The sequence below is a fragment of the Nocardia blacklockiae genome (assembly GCF_015477355.1).
Taxonomy (GTDB): domain Bacteria; phylum Actinomycetota; class Actinomycetes; order Mycobacteriales; family Mycobacteriaceae; genus Nocardia; species Nocardia blacklockiae.
In genome coordinates this window covers 385,620-404,236 of the sequence record NZ_JADLRJ010000003.1, presented here as the reverse complement: position 1 = coordinate 404,236, position 18,617 = coordinate 385,620, and the positions used below count along the sequence as shown (strand labels likewise).

13 protein-coding genes and 1 tRNA gene are annotated in these 18,617 nt (G+C 68.6%); 3 read left to right on the top strand and 11 right to left on the bottom strand.

Translation table 11 applies throughout. From position 1 onward, the window contains the following. Positions 1 to 760 precede the first annotated feature (760 nt). The 7 genes from IU476_RS11385 to IU476_RS11355 all read right to left on the bottom strand — a co-directional run bounded on the left by IU476_RS11385 (position 761) and on the right by IU476_RS11355 (position 12,910). A complete protein-coding gene (locus tag IU476_RS11385; protein ID WP_228823475.1) occupies positions 761 to 1,453 on the bottom strand; it encodes a DUF8010 domain-containing protein in 693 nt (230 codons plus the stop codon). Positions 1,454 to 1,566: 113 nt separating this feature from the next. Next, a complete protein-coding gene (locus IU476_RS11380; protein WP_438944007.1) occupies positions 1,567 to 2,022 on the bottom strand; it encodes an acyl-CoA thioesterase in 456 nt (151 codons plus the stop codon). Between the two features lie 263 nt (positions 2,023 to 2,285). After that, positions 2,286 to 7,187 (bottom strand): NAD-glutamate dehydrogenase, encoded by a 4,902-nt coding sequence (locus tag IU476_RS11375; RefSeq protein WP_195099355.1) that lies wholly within the window; start codon positions 7,185 to 7,187, stop codon positions 2,286 to 2,288. A 324-nt stretch (positions 7,188 to 7,511) separates the two neighbouring features. Beyond that, positions 7,512 to 9,188: an energy-dependent translational throttle protein EttA gene (ettA, locus tag IU476_RS11370; RefSeq protein WP_195099353.1), complete on the bottom strand. Its 1,677-nt coding sequence runs from the start codon at positions 9,186 to 9,188 to the stop codon at positions 7,512 to 7,514. A gap of 78 nt (positions 9,189 to 9,266) precedes the next feature. Then, positions 9,267 to 9,734, bottom strand: coding sequence for a single-stranded DNA-binding protein (ssb, locus tag IU476_RS11365; protein ID WP_195099351.1), 468 nt, complete (start codon positions 9,732 to 9,734; stop codon positions 9,267 to 9,269). Between the two features lie 183 nt (positions 9,735 to 9,917). Then, positions 9,918 to 10,874, bottom strand: a complete 957-nt coding sequence (locus IU476_RS11360) for a threonine/serine dehydratase (protein ID WP_195099350.1) — start codon at positions 10,872 to 10,874, stop codon at positions 9,918 to 9,920. Beyond that, positions 10,871 to 12,910 (bottom strand): bifunctional copper resistance protein CopD/cytochrome c oxidase assembly protein, encoded by a 2,040-nt coding sequence (locus IU476_RS11355; RefSeq protein ID WP_195099348.1) that lies wholly within the window; start codon positions 12,908 to 12,910, stop codon positions 10,871 to 10,873. The genes IU476_RS11360 and IU476_RS11355 overlap by 4 nt, the downstream gene beginning before the upstream one ends. Before the next feature lie 187 nt (positions 12,911 to 13,097). On the opposite strand from IU476_RS11355, the gene IU476_RS11350 reads away from it, so the two are divergent. The 3 genes from IU476_RS11350 (at position 13,098) to IU476_RS11340 (ending at position 14,491) form a co-directional block, all read left to right on the top strand. Beyond that, positions 13,098 to 13,171 (top strand) — tRNA-Arg (locus IU476_RS11350). Positions 13,172 to 13,394: 223 nt separating this feature from the next. Further along, on the top strand, positions 13,395 to 14,087 hold the full coding sequence (locus tag IU476_RS11345; protein WP_195099347.1) for a GTP pyrophosphokinase: 693 nt from the start codon (positions 13,395 to 13,397) through the stop codon (positions 14,085 to 14,087). Positions 14,088 to 14,221: 134 nt separating this feature from the next. After that, positions 14,222 to 14,491, top strand: a complete 270-nt coding sequence (locus tag IU476_RS11340; protein WP_195099346.1) for a hypothetical protein — start codon at positions 14,222 to 14,224, stop codon at positions 14,489 to 14,491. 27 nt (positions 14,492 to 14,518) lie between these two features. On the opposite strand, the gene IU476_RS11335 is transcribed toward IU476_RS11340, so the two are convergent. The 4 genes from IU476_RS11335 to IU476_RS11320 form a co-directional block, all read right to left on the bottom strand. Next, positions 14,519 to 15,151, bottom strand: a complete 633-nt coding sequence (locus IU476_RS11335; RefSeq protein ID WP_195099345.1) for an MBL fold metallo-hydrolase — start codon at positions 15,149 to 15,151, stop codon at positions 14,519 to 14,521. Beyond that, entirely contained in the window at positions 15,148 to 16,233 is a 1,086-nt protein-coding gene (locus IU476_RS11330) for an S-(hydroxymethyl)mycothiol dehydrogenase (protein WP_195099344.1), read from the bottom strand. The genes IU476_RS11335 and IU476_RS11330 overlap by 4 nt, the downstream gene beginning before the upstream one ends. Before the next feature lie 44 nt (positions 16,234 to 16,277). Then, the gene (locus IU476_RS11325) at positions 16,278 to 16,778 is read right to left on the bottom strand and encodes an SRPBCC family protein (RefSeq protein ID WP_195099855.1); all 501 of its coding nucleotides are present in this window, start codon (positions 16,776 to 16,778) and stop codon (positions 16,278 to 16,280) included. Between the two features lie 65 nt (positions 16,779 to 16,843). Then, complete coding sequence (locus tag IU476_RS11320) at positions 16,844 to 18,379, bottom strand: aldehyde dehydrogenase family protein (protein ID WP_195099343.1); 1,536 nt, start codon at positions 18,377 to 18,379, stop codon at positions 16,844 to 16,846. Between the last annotated feature and the right edge of the window lie 238 nt (positions 18,380 to 18,617).

Here is an 18,617-nt window from a genome sequence, read left to right as displayed (position 1 = left end):
ATTATGTCGCGGCGGTTGCTCGTCAATCGCTGTAAGAACACCCGGGAAACGAGCCCGGAATTCGCTCGTAGCGTCCTTTGTTGTGCCGTTCCACTGCTGTACTCTCCTGATTCGGACCGCCCTGTTCATGAGGTCGACCCACCCCTGGTGTGCGCGCATGCGGCGCACGAGGTGCCGTGATCGAAAAATTTCATGATCTGAATCAGGAGGTCCGAGATGCCCGATTCGGGTAGCTCTCACGGCACGGAGTCCCGGTGCTGCACAGGGAAAGAGTGCCGGTCGAGGAAGGAAGGGCCCCGGCCCTGGATGACGCTTGTCGGCGCCACCACGGCCAAAGCCCTCCTCGACTATCTTCTCCGCCGGTTCGATCTTTTCGACCGGTGACGGAAACGGTGTGATCCACCACTTCCGGTGAGGCCGCGGGGCAAGGCCTTTTGTCCCGCTTCCCGGCTGCGGCCGGGACCGTGGGCACTCGGACACCACTCCGGGTGTCCACGGCAGCCAACCGAAACGATCGATGCGCCCGGCAATGCGCCGCTCGATTCTTACACACATCGCCGTGTAGTCCTATAGGAACCGCGCGGCCGTGTACTTCCGACCTGCTGTTATTCAGCGGTACGGTCGGCGAATTCGGCGGGCGGCATGCTTACTGAACTGCACGGATAGCCGCATAATCTCGACTCGGTCACATTCGATGAATTCTCCATTGTGCGGCAGCACAGATGCGGAGCCGACGGGTTGATCGGGATGGGCGGCGTGCTCAGCGGGGGGTGAGGGGCATGCCGGGGCCGCGGCGGCGGGCGACCGAACCGTAGCGGGCGTCCAGGCGTAGCCAGGTGCGGGCGGCGCGGACGCGGACGATCTCGGTCGGGGCGATGCGGCGGGCGTCGGCCTTCTCGCCGGAGTGCGGGATGAAGTCCATGGCCGTGAGGGTGAACACGACGCGCATGGGGACCTCGACCTGCTGGCCGCCGCCGGTGACCGTCAGCACGGTCTGGTCGAGCAGCGACACCGGCGGGCCGAGACCGCTGCCGTGCTCCGCGGCCACCTCGGCGCCTCGCTCGGCCAGTTCGACGAGGCTGCGCGCCGGGACATCCTCGACGTGCACCCAGCCCTCGGCCGGGGGCAGGGCGGTCCGCCACGCCGAATCCATCGAGAAGCCCAGGTCTATGGGGTCGCCCGCGCCGGGACCGCTCAGTCCGGTCAGCAGCGTGTCACCGCCGACCGTGACGTCGTCGACGCCCAGTTCGGCGACCACCGTGCGGACGGCCAGCGCCTCGAAACTCGTTGCGGCCCAAGCGGCCACGTACCGATCGCCGCGCCGCCGCAAGCGGATCACGGCCGCCGGGTCCAGCCGCACCGCGCGGCCGACGAAGGTCGCCAGATTCTCGCGTTCGGCCGGGTCGGGCACCCGCAGCGCTCGATGGTCCGATCGATCGAATCCAGGCATCATCGCCCGCGTCCTCACCTTCCGCGCGTCCGGACCTCGACCACGACTCCGGCCGTACCGGATTGCCGTGGTCACCACCGGAAACCCTACCCGGCGCGAGTGCGGTCACCGTCTCGTCAGTGGGACTTCCACTGCGCGAGGTAGTCGCGTTCGGCCGGGGTGAGGCGGCGCAGCCGCTGCGTGTCGATGTCGAAGGCGGCCATCTGGGTGGTGGCGATCACCGCCGGCGGCGAGTCCAGCGTGACGCCGTTCGCCCGCACCTCGTACCCGATGGTGAAGTCGACCGCGCGCAACTGCTCGATCCACATCGCCACGTCCAGCGGAGTGTCCTCGTGCCGCAACTGTCCCCGATAGCGCACGTGCAGATCGGCCAGCACGCAGCCGGAGCGCAGCCCCACGGTCGGGCGGTCGCCCTCGAACAGCCACGGGATGCGCGCCTCTTCCAGCAGGGTCACCATGCGCGCGTGGTTGATGTGCTGGAAGACGTCCATGTCCGACCAGCGGACATCGACCTTGGTGTGAAAACGCTTGGGCAGCACGGCGGTAGCAGCCGACTTCGCGAGCCCGTTCACCGAACCGGCACTCGTCACACGTAACCTCCGATCGGATTGCCACGCGCGCGCCTGCCGGGCGGCCTGCGCCGCGGGAAGTGGAGCAGCGGATCAGACCGGTTCCGATGCGGCGATGCCTCCGAAACCGATTCGGCTACCCAGTATGCCGGGTCCGCGGCGCGCTCCCGGCCGGGGACCGGGCGCGCCGTCCGCGACACGCCCGGTCCTCGCCGGTCAGGGGACCGTTCTGCCCGTTTCTGTGAATCGGCACAAGGTCCGCGTCGTCAGCGCGGCACCTCCGACTGCGCGCCCACGCCGCTGACCATGCTGCGCACCTGGCGCGCCGCCACGGACAGGGTGGCCAGGTCGTGGGTGCCGGACTCGAAGAGTTCCGCGAGGGCCGCGCGGGCGCGGCCGAGGCGGGACTGGTTCTTCGATTCCCAGTACGCGATCTTCTCCTCGGCCGTCTCCTCCGGATCGCCGCCGGAGAGCACGTCGAGGGTGAGCGAGCGCAGCGACCCGTACATGTCGTCGCGCAGGGCGAGCCGGGCCAGCGAATGCCAGCGGTCGCCGCGCTCGAGGTGGCTGACCGCCTGCAGCAGCCAGTCGATCTTGAGGTGCTCGTTGAGCGCGTAGTACAGCGCGCCCACCTCTTCGCCGCTGCGGTCGGTGATGTCGGCGATGTCGACCACGTCGAGCAGGGGGAACAGGTTGAGCAGACCGAACACCTCGGTCGCCAGCTCCTGCGGGACGCCGCGGCCGATCAGTTTCGCCGACTGCTCCTCGAGGGTGTCGATGTGGTGGCCGCGCAGCCACCCCGGCACCTTGGGCGCCAGCTCCCGCACCGAGCCGCTGTACCGGTGGATCTCGGCGCCGACCGCGATGGGCTGCGGGCGGTTGCTCAGCAGCCAGCGCGAGGCGCGGTCGAGGGTGCGCTTGGTCTCGAGTTCCAGATCGTCCTTCACCGCGGTGGTGATGTCGGCGCTCCGGATGCGCGTCCAGATCGACTGCAGGTCGAAGATCTGGGTCGCGGCCGCGAACGCGCGCACCGCGTCGGTCGCGCTGGCGCCGATCTCCTCGTTGAGCCGGTGGGCGTAGGTGATGCCGCCGAGGTCGACCATCTCGTTGATCACCATGGTGGTGACGATCTCCCGGCGCAGCCGGTGCCGCTTGATGGCGGCGCCGAAACGCTCGCGCAGGGGCGTCGGGAAGTACTGCGGCAGCCGGGCCGAGAAGTAGGCGCTGTCGGGCAGGTCCGAGTCGAGCAGATCGGACTTCAGCGAAAGCTTCGCGTGCGCCATCAGATTCGCCAGTTCGGGCGAGGTGAGCCCGGCGCCCGCCTCGGCGCGGCGCTTGATCTCCACGTCCGAGGGCAAGGCTTCCAGTTCGCGGTCCAGGCCCCGGCGGGATTCCAGGTCCTCGATCAGGCGCTTCTGCACGTTCAGCATCCGCGGCGCTTCGGCGCGCGACATGCCCATCAGGAAGTTCTGGGACACGTTGTCCTGCAACACCATGTCCGAGACCTCGTCGGTCATCGAAGCCAGCAGCGGCCCACGCTCGGCGGCCGGCAGCTCGCCCGCCGACACCACGCCGTCGATCAGGACCTTGATGTTGACCTCGTGGTCGGAGCAGTCGACACCGGCGGAGTTGTCCAGCGCGTCGGTGTTGCACTTGCCGCCGTTGCGGCAGAACTCGATGCGACCCAGCGCGGTGAGACCGAGGTTGCCACCCTCGCCGATCACCTTGACTCGCAACTTGTTCGCGTCCACCCGCACCGCGTCGTTCGACTTGTCACCGACATCCGCATTCGACTCGGTACTCGCCTTGATGTAAGTGCCGATACCGCCGTTCCACAGCAAATCCACCGGAGCCAGCAGAATCGCCTTGATCAATTCCGGCGGGGACATCGACGCGGTTCCTTCGGGCAGACCCAGTGCCCGGCGCACCTGCGGGCTGATCGGCACCGCTTTCACGGTGCGGTCGTAGACCCCGCCACCCTCGCTGATCAGCGAGGCGTCGTAATCACGCCACGACGACCGCGGCAACTCGAACATCCGCCGCCGCTCCGCGAACGACCGCGCCGCATCAGGATCCGGATCCAAAAAAATATGCCGATGATCGAACGCCGCCACCAACCGAATGTGCTCCGACAACAACATCCCGTTACCGAACACATCCCCCGACATATCACCGACACCCACCACAGAAAACTCCTGCGACTGCGTATCGACATCCATCTCCGCGAAATGCCGCTTCACCGACTCCCACGCACCCTTGGCCGTGATCCCCATCGCCTTGTGGTCATACCCCACCGAACCACCCGACGCGAACGCATCACCCAACCAGAACCCGTAGGACTGCGCCACCTCGTTCGCGATATCCGAGAACGTCGCCGTCCCCTTGTCCGCCGCCACCACCAGATACGTATCGTCACCATCACGACGCACCACCCGCTCCGGCGGAATCACCTCGCCGGTGGCGTGATCCACGTTGTCGGTGACATCCAGCAGACCCGAGATGAACGTGCGGTAGCAGGCCACACCCTCGGCCTGCAACGCCTGCCGGTCCGCGGCCGGGTCGCCCGTGGTCGCCGGCGGGTGCTTCACCACGAAGCCGCCCTTCGCGCCCACCGGCACGATCACCGCGTTCTTCACCGCCTGCGCCTTCACCAGGCCCAGGATCTCGGTGCGGAAATCCTCCAGCCGGTCCGACCACCGCAACCCGCCACGGGCCACCGGACCGAACCGCAGGTGCACGCCCTCGACCCGCGGCGAATACACGAAGATCTCGAATTGCGGCTTGGGCCTGGGCAATTCGGCGATCTCGCCCGGCTCCACCTTGAGCGACACATACTCGCGGGGCGCACCCTGCGCGTCGGTGCGGTAGTAGTTGGTGCGCAGCGTCGCCCGCACCAGGCTCAGGATGGCGCGCAGGATGCGGTCGGCGTCGAGGCTCACGACCTCGTTGATCCGCTCGGTGAGCGCCGCCTCCAGTTCCGCGGCCCGCTCCGGGGAGGCGGAGTCGGGGTCGAAGTGCGCCGCGAACAGCTCGACGAACAAGCGCGCCGCGTCCGGTGAGACCAGCAGTACGCGCGCGATGTTGGCCTGGCTGTAGGGGAAGTCCGCCTGCTGCAGGTACTTCGAGTACGCGCGCAGGATCGAGACCGTGCGCCAGTGCAGGCCCGCGCGCAGCACCAGCTCGTTGAGCGCGTCCGCCTCGGCCCGCCCGTACCAGAGGGCGTCGAAGGCCTCGGTGAAGCGCTCGCGCAGCCCGCGCTCCTGGGCGCCGAGCGCGTCCAACCGGTGCAGCGGCTCGACCAGCTCGGCATCCATGTTGCGGTCCAACGACATTCGCAGCAGGTCCGGGCGGGCCTGCAGGCCGAAGTCGTAGATCCAGGTCTCGCGGTCGTCCTCGAACTGGAGCTTGTAGGGCCGCTCGTCGACGACCTCGACGCCCAGGCTCTGCAGCAGCGGCAGCACCTGGCTCAGCGAGATGCCGCCGCCGACGTAGAGGGTGAACCGCCACGACCCCGGCTCGGAGCCGGGACGCCGGTACAGGTGCTGGTCGATGCAACCGTCGCCCAGCCGCTCCAGCCGCACGATGTCGGCCAGGGCGCGGGCGGCGGTGAAGTCCTCCTTGTAGGCGTCCGGCAGGGCGGCGGTGTAGCGCTGCACCACGGCCGGGTCCAGGACGGTGGCGGCGGCGACCTCGTCGCGCAGGTGGTCGTCCCAGGTGCGGCTGGCCTCCGCGAGCAGGCCTTGGATGCGCAGCCGGTTGGCCTCGGAGACGTCCACCGGCGTGCCGGGTTCGGGCAGCCGCACGGTGAAATAGACGCTGGCCAACTCGCTTTCGGAGACGCGCGCCGAGTAGTCGATGGAGACGCCGCCCAGCTCGCGCACCAGGATGTCCTGGATCTCCAGGCGGACGCGGGTGGTGTAGCGGTCGCGCGGCAGGTAGACCATGCAGGCCACGAATCTGCCGTAGGAATCCGAGCGCAGGAACAGCCGGACCTGCCGCCGCATGCCGACATTGAGCACCGCGCCGGCGGTGTGCCGCATGGTCTCGACGTCGGCGGAGAACAGTTCGGTGCGCGGGAAGGACTGGATGACCTCGAGCATCGCCTGCCCGGAGAACGAGTCGAGATCGAAGCCGCTCTTCTCGATCACCGCCCGCACCCGGCGCGCGATCACCGGGATGTCGAGCACGTTCTCGTGCATGGCGGCGACGGTGAACACGCCGATGAACAGATGTTCGCCGGTAATCGTTCCGCTGGAGTCGAATTCGGCGACGCCGACGAAGTAGGGGTAGACCGAGCGGTGCACGGTCGCGGGCACCAGACCCTGGGTGAGCAGCAGCAGCGGGCGGTCCCCGCCGTCGACCGGCACCCGGAAGTCGGTGCCCACGTTGGGGCGCAGCACGCCGAGCGAACTCTCCGGCACCACAGTGGGTTTCGCCTGCGGGTCGCCCGTGGCGGCGCGCTGGTAGCGGGCGTAGCCGAGCACCGTGAAATGCCCGTCGGCCAGCCAGCGCAACAGGTTCGCGCAATCGACCAGGTCGGTGGCGGAGAACGGCGGCGTGCCCTCCTTGGCGGCCACCTCGAGTTCGTCGGCCAACCGGTCCTGCACGGTGCGCATGGTCTCGGTGTCGCCGATGACCTGACGGACGTCGGTGAGCACGTCGGCGATGCCGGTTTCCAGCTCCGCCAACAGGTCCGGGCTGGTGGACGGGTGCAGCTGCAGATGCATCCAGGACTCGCGCAGGCCGGTGGACCCGTTGCCGTCGACCTCGTGCGGAACAGCGGATTCCAGGGCGCCCTCGGCGTCGCGGGTCACCTCGAGAATCGGGTGGATGACCTCGCTGATGCTGACCGCCTTGCGGCTCAGATACGAGGTGACCGACTCGACCAGCAGCGGCATGTCGTCGGTGACCATCTGCACCGCGGCACCCAGGCCCGCGCCGTCGTCCGGGTGGTACACCCGCACCCGCGCCTGCCCCGGCGGGCGGAGCATGCCCAGCTCGATGTGCCGCCGGAACACCAGGTTCGAGCCACCGGTGATCGCGCAGTCGACATCGCCGGCATCCACGTGGCGGAAGTACGCCTCCTCGAGCGCCGCCAGCTCGCCGCGCAACTGCTCCGGCAAACTCGCGACCCACGCCACGGTGGACATATCGGACGAGACCGTCATTTTCTTCGCCAACTCCCTCGGATTGGTCCGCAACAAAGTGACGCCGGAGTCGAGAGTAGCTGGACGCCGCAGACGCCGCCCGGGATTCTCCCCAAACCTGCGACTACGCCGACCTGCCCGAACCCTCCGGTCGGTACCACCCCACCGGTGCGCTACCGAAGAGCCAGGTAGTGCACGACAAGCGTTGCGCCCGTGGTTATTCGGCGCCCGCCTGAAATATGACGAATCACACTGTTTGCTTGTCGATAACCCGCCAGTAACCGGGTTGCCGACCGGTCCCGGACGCCTCCCGCGGGGGCGCTCCGGGACCGGAACGGCGGAAAGTTAGTCGCGGGTCAGCTTGCGGTGGGTGACCCGGTGCGGCCGCGCCGCGTCGGGGCCCAGCCGCTCGACCTTGTTGGCCTCGTAGGCCTCGAAGTTGCCCTCGAACCAGAACCAGGCGGCCTCGTTGTCGTCGTTGCCCTCCCACGCCAGGATGTGCGTGCAGGTGCGGTCGAGGAACCAGCGGTCGTGGGAGATGACCACGGAGCAGCCGGCGAACTGCTCGAGCGCGTTCTCCAGCGAGCCGAGGGTTTCGACGTCGAGGTCGTTGGTGGGCTCGTCGAGCAGGATCAGGTTGCCGCCCTGCTTGAGGGTCAGCGCCAGGTTCAGGCGGTTGCGCTCACCGCCGGACAGCACGCCCGCGGGCTTCTGCTGGTCCGGGCCCTTGAAGCCGAAGGCGGAAACGTATGCGCGCGAAGGCATTTCCTGGCTGCCGACCTGGATGAAGTCCAGGCCCTCGGAAACGACCTGCCACACCGTCTTGTTCGGGTCGATGCCGGCGCGGTTCTGGTCGACGTAGCTCAGCTTGACCGTGTCGCCGATCCTCACCGTGCCGCTGTCGGGCTGCTCGAGCCCGACGATGGTCTTGAACAGCGTGGACTTGCCGACACCGTTGGGGCCGATGACGCCGACGATGCCGTTGCGCGGCAGGGTGAACGACAGGTCCTTGATCAGCTGGCGGTCGCCGAAGCCCTTGTCCAGGTGCTCGACCTCGACGACCACGTTGCCCAGGCGCGGACCGGCGGGGATCTGGATCTCCTCGAAGTCCAGTTTCCGCATCTTCTCGGCCTCGGCCGCCATCTCCTCGTAGCGTCCGAGGCGGGCCTTGTTCTTGGCCTGGCGGGCCTTGGCGCCCGAACGCACCCAGGCCAACTCGTCCTTCAGCCGCTTCTGCAGCTTCTGGTCCTTCTTGCCCTGCACCTCGAGGCGCTCGGCCTTCTTCTCCAGGTAGGTGGAGTAGTTGCCCTCGTAGGGGTAGGTGCGGCCGCGGTCGAGTTCGAGGATCCAGCCGGCGACGTTGTCGAGGAAGTACCGGTCGTGGGTGACGGCCAGCACGGCGCCCGGGTACTGGGCGAGGAACTGTTCGAGCCACAGCACGGACTCGGCGTCGAGGTGGTTGGTGGGCTCGTCGAGCAGGAGCAGGTCGGGCTTGCTCAGCAGCAGCTTGCACAGCGCGACGCGGCGGCGCTCACCACCGGAGAGGTTGGTGACCGGCTCGTCGGGCGGCGGGCAGCGCAGCGCGTCCATGGCCTGTTCCAGCTGCGAGTCCAGGTCCCAGGCGTCGGCGTGGTCCAGGTCCTCCTGGAGCTTGCCCATCTCCTCCATCAGCTCGTCGGAGTAGTCGGTGGCCATGAGTTCGGCGATCTCGTTGAAGCGGTCCAGCTTCACCTTGATCTCGCCGAGGCCCTCCTCGACGTTGCCGCGAACGGTCTTCTCCTCGTTCAGCGGCGGCTCCTGCTGCAGGATGCCGACGGTCGCGCCCGGGGCGAGCCAGGCGTCTCCGTTGTTGGGCTGGTCCAGTCCCGCCATGATCTTCAGCACGCTCGACTTACCGGCGCCGTTCGGACCGACAACGCCGATCTTGGCGCCGGGAAGGAAGTTCAAGTTCACGTCATCGAGGACGACCTTGTCTCCGTGCGCCTTGCGAACCTTGCGCATCTGGTAAATGAACTCAGCCATATAGGGAAGCCTATCGGTGTGGGTGCGGGTGGGGCGAAGCGGAGCTACCGCGCGGGCGCCGGACATCGAAGCCCCTCGTCATCCGGCATCGGCCGGGGTAGCGGCGACCGGCTCCGGGGTATCGGAATCCGCCGGTCGACGGACCGCCTCAGTATCAACGTCCGCGGGTGAGCCGGAGTTCCCGGACGGCTGGCGCACCACCGGTGCGGAACAGCGCCCCAGGTCCGGCCCGAGCGCACTGGCCCGCATCTCCAGGTCGTGCCGATCGGCCCCCTCCCTGGTCCGGTACTCCGACGTCCGCAACTGCCCGTAGGCGATGATCGGATCCCCCCGCCGAATCGACGCGTCCACCCCCTCCACCATCCGCCGCCAGCAACTCACGGTCAGGTACAGGGTCCCGTTGTCCACCCACTCCCCGGTCTGCCGATCGAACCGCCGAGCATTACTCGCCATCCGAAACGAAACCACCTGCTCCCCACTGGGCAGACTCCGCCGCACCGGATGCGTGATCACATTGCCGACAACAGCCGTATTGGCCTCGTACATCTTCCACCCCTTCACTTTTCGACCCTGACGACGACGCAAGGCACACTCCCCCACCCCGCGACCGCCCCAACCAGCGAACACGTCCAGCCTGACCGATCCCCGCCCCCCACAACACCCCCGAATTCGAATTTGTGGATGAATCCGAGGTGTGTGAACACCCGCCGTTCCGCTTCGCGGGCCGACCTACAGCGTCGTCAAATCCGTGTTCGCCCCGCACAATACGATCACCGGCCGCTCCCCCGGGTCTGGGATGTACGCCCCGCTCTGGATTGCCGCGAGGGCTACCGCACCCGCCGGTTCGACCACGATGCGGAACTCTCGCCACAGGTACTCGCGGGCCATGGCGATGGCGTCGTCGGTGACCAGGACCGAGGCCATGTGGTAGCGCTGGGCGAGTTCGAGGGGGATGTCGCCGATTCTGGTGGCGCCCAAGGCATCCGAGGCGATGCCGCTGACGTGGACGTCGACCGGGCGGCCCGCGGCGAGGGCGGCGTGCAGGGTGGGCGAGCCCTTCGGCTCGACGCCCACGACGCGGCCGCGCAGGCCCAGGGCGGCGGCGATGCCGGACGCGAGGCCACCGCCGCCGACGGCGACGAGGATCGGGGGGCGGCCACGCACCTGACGCTCGATCTCCAGCCCCACCACGCCCGCTCCGGCCACCACCGCGGGCAGGTCGTAGGCATGCAGTTGCAGCGCGTCGCGCTCCTCGACGAGCTGGTCGGCGTAGCTCTTGGCGTCGGCGTAAGTCGTTCCGTGCCAGAGCACTTCGGCGCCGTAGGCCCACATGGCGGCCACCTTGGTGTGCGGCGCCGACTCGGGCACCACCACCGTGCACGACCGGCTCTGCACCGCACAGGCCAGCGCCGCGGCGATACCGGCGTTGCCGCCGGAGGCGATGACGACGCCGCGCTCGTCGGATCGGTTCTCCAGCAACGCGTTCAGGCTGCCGCGCACCTTGAAGGTGCCGCCGTGCTGCAGGTACTCGAGTTTGAAACTCACCTTGACCGGACCGTGCGGACCGGACACCTCGGTGTGGAACATCGGCGTGACCCGCACCCGCCGGCCCAGGCGCAGGCGGGCGGCGCGCACGTCGGATCGGTACAGCTTCTTCACGTTTCCCGTCGCGGGCGCGTCGGTCACGACCGGCTCCCCCGATCCCGCCGCGCCAGTTCGGCGAACATGGCGTTGTGCGCGGCCAGGTCGGCATCGTGATCGCGGTCGGCGGCGCGATCCATCCGCTTGGCCAGCCGATCGTCGCTGCGCGACCACTGGATCAGCAGCGCCAGCATCACCAGCACCAACGGAATCTCACCGCTGGCCCAGGCCAGGCTGCCGCCGGTGCGCTGGTCGCCGAGCAGGTCGGTGTTCCAGCTCAGGCCGAGCGATCGGTAGAACGTGGCGCCCAGCACCGTCGTCATACTCATCAGCGCGACGCCGAAGAACGCGTGGAAGGGCAGCGAGCCGAACACCATGCCCACCTTCGTCATCGGCTGCACCTGGCGCGGTTTGGGGTCGATGCCGAGCACCACCCAGTAGAAGAGATAGCCCGACACCAGGAAGTGCAGATTCATCACCAGGTGCGCGCCGTGCGAATCGACCACCGCGTCGAAGATCCCGCCCAGATACAGCGCGTAGAACCCCACCACGAACAACGCCGTCGCGACCACGGGCTGAGTCAGGAACCGCGACACCGGATTGTGCACCGCGGCCAGTACCCACTCGCGCGGCCCCGGTGGCGCGTCGCGTCCCGCGGGCGGCAGCGCACGCAGCGTCAGCAGCACGGGGCCGCCGAGCGCGAACAGGATCGGCGCCAGCATCGACAACAGCATGTGCTGCGCCATGTGCACACTGAACATCGCCGGGGCATAGCGACCGACACCGGAACTGGTGGCCACCAACAAGACCGCACACCCGCACAGCCAGGCGAGAGTCCGCCCGGCGGGCCAGGCGTCGCCGCGGGCGCGCAGTCGCCGCACCCCGGCCAGATACAGCACAGCAAGCACGAGGGCAAGGGTCCCGAAGATCAGGTCGAAGCGCCAGTCGAACAGAATTCTCGCGGCCGTCGGCGGACCGGCCAGGTCGTATCCGAGTTCCACCTCGGACGGCGACGGTACCTGCCGCAGCTCCGGCGGCGGCGTGCGGCCGAGCCCGACCGCGAGCCCGACGGTGGCCGCGAACACCAGCACTTCCACGCCCGCGTACCGGATCAGCGCGGCGCGATCACGCGGATTCGCGCGCAGCGCGGGCACGGCGGTGCGCCGCTGCACGAAGCCGATCACGCCCAGCGCGCACAGCGCGACCGTCTTGGCGACGACCAACCGGCCGTAGGTCGTCGTGAACAGGTCGCTCCACGGCACCCGCACCCACGCGTTGAGCACGCCGCTCACGGCGACGACCGCGAGCGCGCCGGTCGCCACGACGGAGAACCGCCGCGCCGCCAGCCCGGTGTGCTCGCCCCCGCGCAGCGCGTAGGCCAGCACCGCGAACAGCCCGCCGAGCCACAGCGACACCCCGACCAGGTGCAGGATCAGGCTGTTGGTCGCGACATCGTGCGCGCCACCCGACGACGAATGTCCGGTGAGCGCCACGGGCATCAGGCACAGCACCGCGAACCCGAACAGCACCGGCGTCCAGCCCCAGCGCAGCGCCAGCCGGCAGCCGATCGCCAGCGCGAGCGCCATGCAGGCCGTCGTCCGCCACGAACCGGCGACCTCGACCTGGGCGATGGCGTGCCAGACCTGATCGGGTCGCAGAGTCGTCCGGACCGGTTGCCCGGTGGTGTCCGACAGCGTCAGCGGCACCAGCAGCGCGGCCGCGCCGGCCCAGACCAGAGCCGCGATCCCGGCCCGGTGCAGTGCCCGGTAACCGCCGACGTCGAGCAGTCCACTACGCTGCGGCGGTGTGAGGAATGCCGCGAACAGCAGCGAGCCGACCGCCACCGCCGCGGAGAGATCGGCGATCGCGCGCACCGCGGGCAGACCGTAGGTGGTCAGCGGACCAGGATCGGGAATCCCGAGCAACGTCAACGCCTGAGCGGCCGACAGCCCCACCACCAAAGGCGCGACCAACGCGGCCAACGCCACCGCCACCGTGGTGAGCACCGGGAACATCGCCGCCGACTCCGCCCGGGTGTCCTGGGATTCAGGTTCGACGGACGGGTCCAGCGGTGACGACATGGGCCTCAGCCTAGTTCGGCACCACACCTCCGGCCGCCCCGCCCCGGACCTCCCCGCGCCCCCTGTGACGCCGCCGACATGCCCGCGAGTTGCCCGCCGAGCACCCGGACCGAATCTGGACGCTCGTTATACTAATCGTGCTGGACACCGTCCCGAGAAACCGGCATGGTGTGTGGTGCTGTGCACTGCCTCCGTAGCTCAGTTGGATAGAGCAAGGGCCTTCTAATCCCTAGGTCGCAGGTTCGATTCCTGCCGGGGGCACTACCACCTCTGACCAGCGGCATTCGTCGCCGGATCAGGGATACCCACACCGCTCGACGCCCAAACACTCAGGAATTTCGCCGCCACGGTGACGACCATCGACGCTGTGGCGGGTCCCACCCGACATGGCAGGAAATGTGCAGGCACGGGCAGAATGAAGCGCGTGAGAGCCTGGCAGCCGACTGCAGACGCCGACGCCGTTTCCCCTGCGGACGCCGGGCGTATGACGATGGATGACGTGCGCGCGGTCCGCGAGCAATTCCTCGATTTCATGCTCGGCTACAAGTTCGCGATCGATGAGATCACGACCAAGATCAATATCTTGCGAGAGGACTTCAACAGCACCCACGAGTACAACCCGATCGAGCACGTGGGATCGCGGCTCAAGTCGCCGGAGAGCGTGCTGGAGAAGGTCCGGCGCAAGAACTACGCGATGAACCTGGCCTCCATCCGGGAGAACGTGCTCGACATCGCCGGGGTCCGGGTTGTGTGCAGCTTCCTGTCCGACATCGCCGTGATCCGGGACATGCTGGTCGGGCAGGAGGACATCACGCTGCTGGAGGAGCGCGACTACATCACGCACCGCAAGCCCAACGGCTACCAGAGCTTGCACTTGATCGTGTCGATCCCGGTGTTCCGCTCCAATCGCACCGAGCGGATGCCGGTCGAGATCCAGATCCGCACCATCGCCATGGACTTCTGGGCCAGCCTCGAGCACAAGATCTACTACAAGTACCGCGGCGAGGTCCCGCCGAACCTGCGCAGCGACCTGACCCAGGCCGCCGAGGTGGCCGCCCAGCTGGACGAGAAGATGGAGGCCCTGCACCGCCAGGTCGACCACACCGCGCGCACCCGGCCCGGCCCGCTCGAATCGCTGGATCTGAGCACGCTGTACCACACCTTCACCGCCGGCTAGAAACACAGCAAGGGACGCGATAGCGGACCCATGCCGAGGCACCCGCACGGGAAACCCACACGGCTCTTTCATCATCCGCTACGGCACAACGGATTCGCGTACGGTGGAACCTCCGGCTACTTCGAGGAGCGTAGATGTGGTGGCGGCGGTCGAGTGTATTTCGTGATCCCCCAGTCGAACTCACCGAGTGGCAGTTGCGCCGGGGGCTCGATGCCGCGCGGCGGGCGGCGCGGGCCTCGCAGCGCTCGCTGACCAGTACGAAGGCGCGGCAGTACCGGCGGTATCGGGCGGAAGCCGGGGAGCACTATCTCGACTGGCCGCGGTGGAAGGCGGAGTATCTGCGGGAGTACAACCGGCGCATCAACATCGGCAATCCGCCCTCGGGGAGTTACATCTCCGGCTGAGAAACTGCCGCGGTCGGGCCGAATTGTTCAGTGCCCCCGGGCAATCCATTCCGACAGGTGTGGGGCCTCGGTGCCGATGGTGGTGGGGTCGCCGTGGCCGGTGTGGACTCGGGTGTGGGCGGGGAGGGGGAGGAGGCGGGAGCGGATGGAGTCGATGATGGTGGGGAAGTCGGAGTAGGAGCGGCCGGTGGCGCCGGGGCCGCCGGAGAACAGGGTGTCGCCGGAGAAGAGGGTGTCGGCCTCGGGGAGGTGCAGGCAGACCGAGCCCGGGGAGTGGCCGGGGGCGTGCAGGACCTGGAGGTCGGTGCCTGCCACGGGGATTCGCTGATTGTCGGACAGGTGCCGGTAGGGCAGGCCGGGGTGGGTGAGCTGCCACAGCGGGTCGTCGCCGGGGTGGAGCAGGATGGGGGCGTCGAGGGCGGCGGCGAGCCGGGGCGCGGCCGTGACGTGGTCGTTGTGCCCGTGGGTGCAGACGACGGCGGTGACGGTGCGGCCGGCGACGGCCGCGAGGATCGGCTCGGCCGTGTGGGCCGCGTCGATCACCACGGCCTCGTCGTCGTCACCGACCACCCAGACGTTGTTGTCGACTTCCCAACTGCCGCCGTCGAGTTCGAACACACCCGAGGTGACGACGCGGTCGATGCGCAGCGCGCCGCTCACAGCACCACGACCGATCGCAGCACCTCGCCGGCGTGCATGGTGTGGAAGGCCTGCTCCACCTGGTCGATGGTGATGCGTTCGCTGACGAACCGGTCCAGCGGCAGCCGGCCCTGCCGGTAGAGGTCGACCAGCACCGGGAAATCGCGTTCCGGCAGGCAGTCGCCGTACCAGGAGGATTTGAGCGCGCCGCCGTGCGAGAAGAAGTCCAGCAGCGGCATCTCCAGCCGCATGTCCGGCGTCGGGACGCCGACCAGGACGACGGTGCCGGCGAGATCGCGGGCGTAGAAGGCCTGCTTCCAGGTCTCGGGGCGGCCCACCGCGTCGATCACCACGTCGGCGCCGAAACCGTCGGTGAGGTCCTGGATCGCGGCGACCGGATCGGTCTCGGCGGCGTTGATCGTATGTGTGGCACCGAGTTCGGCGGCCCAGGTGAGTTTCCGCGCGTCCCGGTCCACCGCGATGATCTTCGAGGCGCCCGCCAGCCGCGACCCGGCGATCGCGGCGTCGCCGACTCCCCCGCAGCCGATCACCGCCACCGAATCGCCCCGGCTCACCCCGCCGGTGTTGACCGCGGCGCCCAGCCCGGCCATGACCCCGCAGCCCAGCAATCCGACGACCGCGGGATCGGCCTCCGGGTCGACCTTGGTGCACTGACCGGCGTGCACGAGCGTCTTCTCCGCGAACGCGCCGATGCCCAGTGCGGGCGTGAGCTCGGTGCCGTCGGTGAGGGTCATCTTCTGGGTGGCGTTGAACGTGTCGAAGCAGTACTGCGGCCGCCCGCGCCGACAGGCCCGGCAGCGGCCGCACACGGCGCGCCAGTTCAGCACGACGAAATCGCCGACCGCGACGGAATCGACTCCCGCACCGACACTTTCGACCGTGCCGGCGGCCTCGTGGCCGAGCAGGAAGGGGAACTCGTCGTTGATGCCGCCCTCGCGGTAGGTGAGGTCGGTGTGGCAGACGCCGCACGCGGCGACCGCGACCACCACCTCTCCCGGACCGGGATCCGGAACGACGATCTCGGTCAGCTCGACCGGCTTTCCCTTGGCCCGGGCGACGACTCCCCGTACGTGCTGTGGCATGGGTTCCCTCCGAGGTGATAGGCCTGCGTAATGCTACGGCCCGATCAGCGCGCCGCGGTGGCGAAGCGCCGATCGGTGAGCTTGCGCAGATTGCGCAGGAAGTACCGGAACGTCGCGTTCATCAGCGGCCCGAACAGCCGCAGCGACACGCTGGTCGGCCGGTCCCCCGCCATGGCCATCGTCCAGGTGAGCCGGCACCCGCCCGCGGTGGGGACGATGCGGTAGTCCTCGGCGAAGGCCGTGATGCCCTTGGTGGAGCATTCGTTGAAGCGAAAAGCCATGTGCGTGTTCGGTTCCCACGCCAGGAACTCCTCGTTGCCGACGATCCCGCCGCGCATGTGCACGGTGCGCGTGGTGCCGATGCCGCGCGGCTCCGGGCTGGTCCAGGTGACGCCGGTGATGACCGTGGCCCACCGCGGCCAGGCCGAGGCGTCGGCGAGCACCTCGAACACCTGCTCGGGGGTGACGTTCAGCTCGACGCTGTTGGAATAGCGGTACGGCGCGGTCTCGGCGAAGCTCGCCTCGACGCGCTCGCACGGGTGCAGGGTGGACATGCGGTCCCTTCCGATGAAACTGAATCTACTTGTGCCGGAACGTTTTCGGCGCGATATCAGGCGAGGAACCGACGCCCCAGCCGGGTGCCGAAGCCGTAGCGGACGACGGCCTCGAGATTGCGCTTGGTCTTCTCCGTGTAGGGGTACCAGACGCTTTCCTTCTTGCTCTGCCACCGGTCGATGAGCACCGGCTGGGCGTGGGTGAAGCCGCGCAGCGCGTCGGGGCCGTTGACCTGGCCGACGCCGCTCTCCTTGCGTCCGCCGAACGGCGCCTCGGCCACCCCGTAGATCACCGACGCGTCGTTGTGGACGACCGAACCGGTGGTCAGCCGCGCGGCGATGCGGCGGGCCTTGGCGGCGTCCTTGGTGAACACCGAGCCGCTGAGCCCGTAGCGGCAGTCGTTGGCGAGGCGGATCGCCTCCTCCTCGTCGCGCACGCGGGTGATCGCGACCACCGGGCCGAAGGTCTCCTCGGTCATGAGCTGCATCTCGTGCGTGGCGTCGACGACCACGGTGGGCTGGAAGTACAGGCCGTTGCCCGCGGCGGGCGAACCGCCCACGGCGACATTGGCGCCCTTGGCTTTCGCGTCGTCGATATGCCGGGTGACGACGTCGACCTGGCGGTCCCAGAACAGCGGGCCCATGTCCGCCTCGCCGGGCCCGTAGGTCACGGCGGCGGCCTGCTCGGTCACCAGCCGGACGAATTCGTCGGCGACGCTGTCGACCACGTAGATCCGCTCGACGCTCATACACACCTGGCCGGTGTTGAACATCGAGAGATACACCGCGCCCGCGGCGGCGCGCTCGAGATCGGCGTCGGCGCAGACGATCATGGCGTCCTTGCCGCCGAGTTCCAGGGTGTAGGGCAGCAGGCGCTCGGCGCACGAGGCGGCGATCTTGCGGCCGGTGCCGACGCTGCCGGTGAAGCACACCTTGTCGATGTCCGCGGCGACCAGCGCCGCGCCGGTTTCGCCGTCGCCGTGCAGCACCTGCACGACGTCGTCGGGGACGCCCGCCTCGCGCAGCACCCGCACCACCCACTCGCCCGAGCGCGGGGTCACCTCGGAGGGCTTGAGCAGCACCGAGTTTCCCGCGAGCAGCGCCTGCACGACGGGGTTGAGCGACAGGATGAACGGGCCGTTCCACGGGGTGATCACGCCGATCACGCCGAGCGGCTGATAGTCGATGTAGAGCTTCTTGATCGGCCGCAGGTAGCCGTGCAGCCGCGCCCGGTGCGAGCGCAGGTCGCGGCGGGCGCGCACGCTCCAGTGATTCAGGAAGTCGCAGCCGGGGACGATCTCCATCGTCAGCGCCTCGACCCGGGGCTTCCCGGTCTCGGCGTGCACGGTGTCGATGATCTCCTCGCGCCGGTCCACCAGGATCCGGACCGCGGAACGCAGGATCTCCGCCCGCTCGTCGACGCCCCGGGCGGCCCACGCCGGCTGCGCCGCACGCGCTTTCGCGACCGCGGCCGCCACCTCCGCGGCGTCGGCGACCTCGACCTCATCGATCGGCCGACCATCCACCGGGCTGTCGAGAGCGAGGCGGCGGCGACCGTCGGCGGTCCCCGGGATCGAGCGAACGATGGCCATGGGATTCTCCTCGATAGGGGGCCGAGCAGGGGTGCGGGAACCGGCTCCGCGATGGAACGAGTTTCCGTTTTCAATCTATACACCCTGATAGGCGAGAGACAATCATACATCTCACTCAGCAATGTATGACAAGGTCCACGACGGCTTGTTCGTCCCGACGACCTCCCTCCGCGAGCGCGATGCACCGTTCCATCCCCTCCGCCATGGCACGGGGCATCGCTCGCGAAATGGCCGTTTC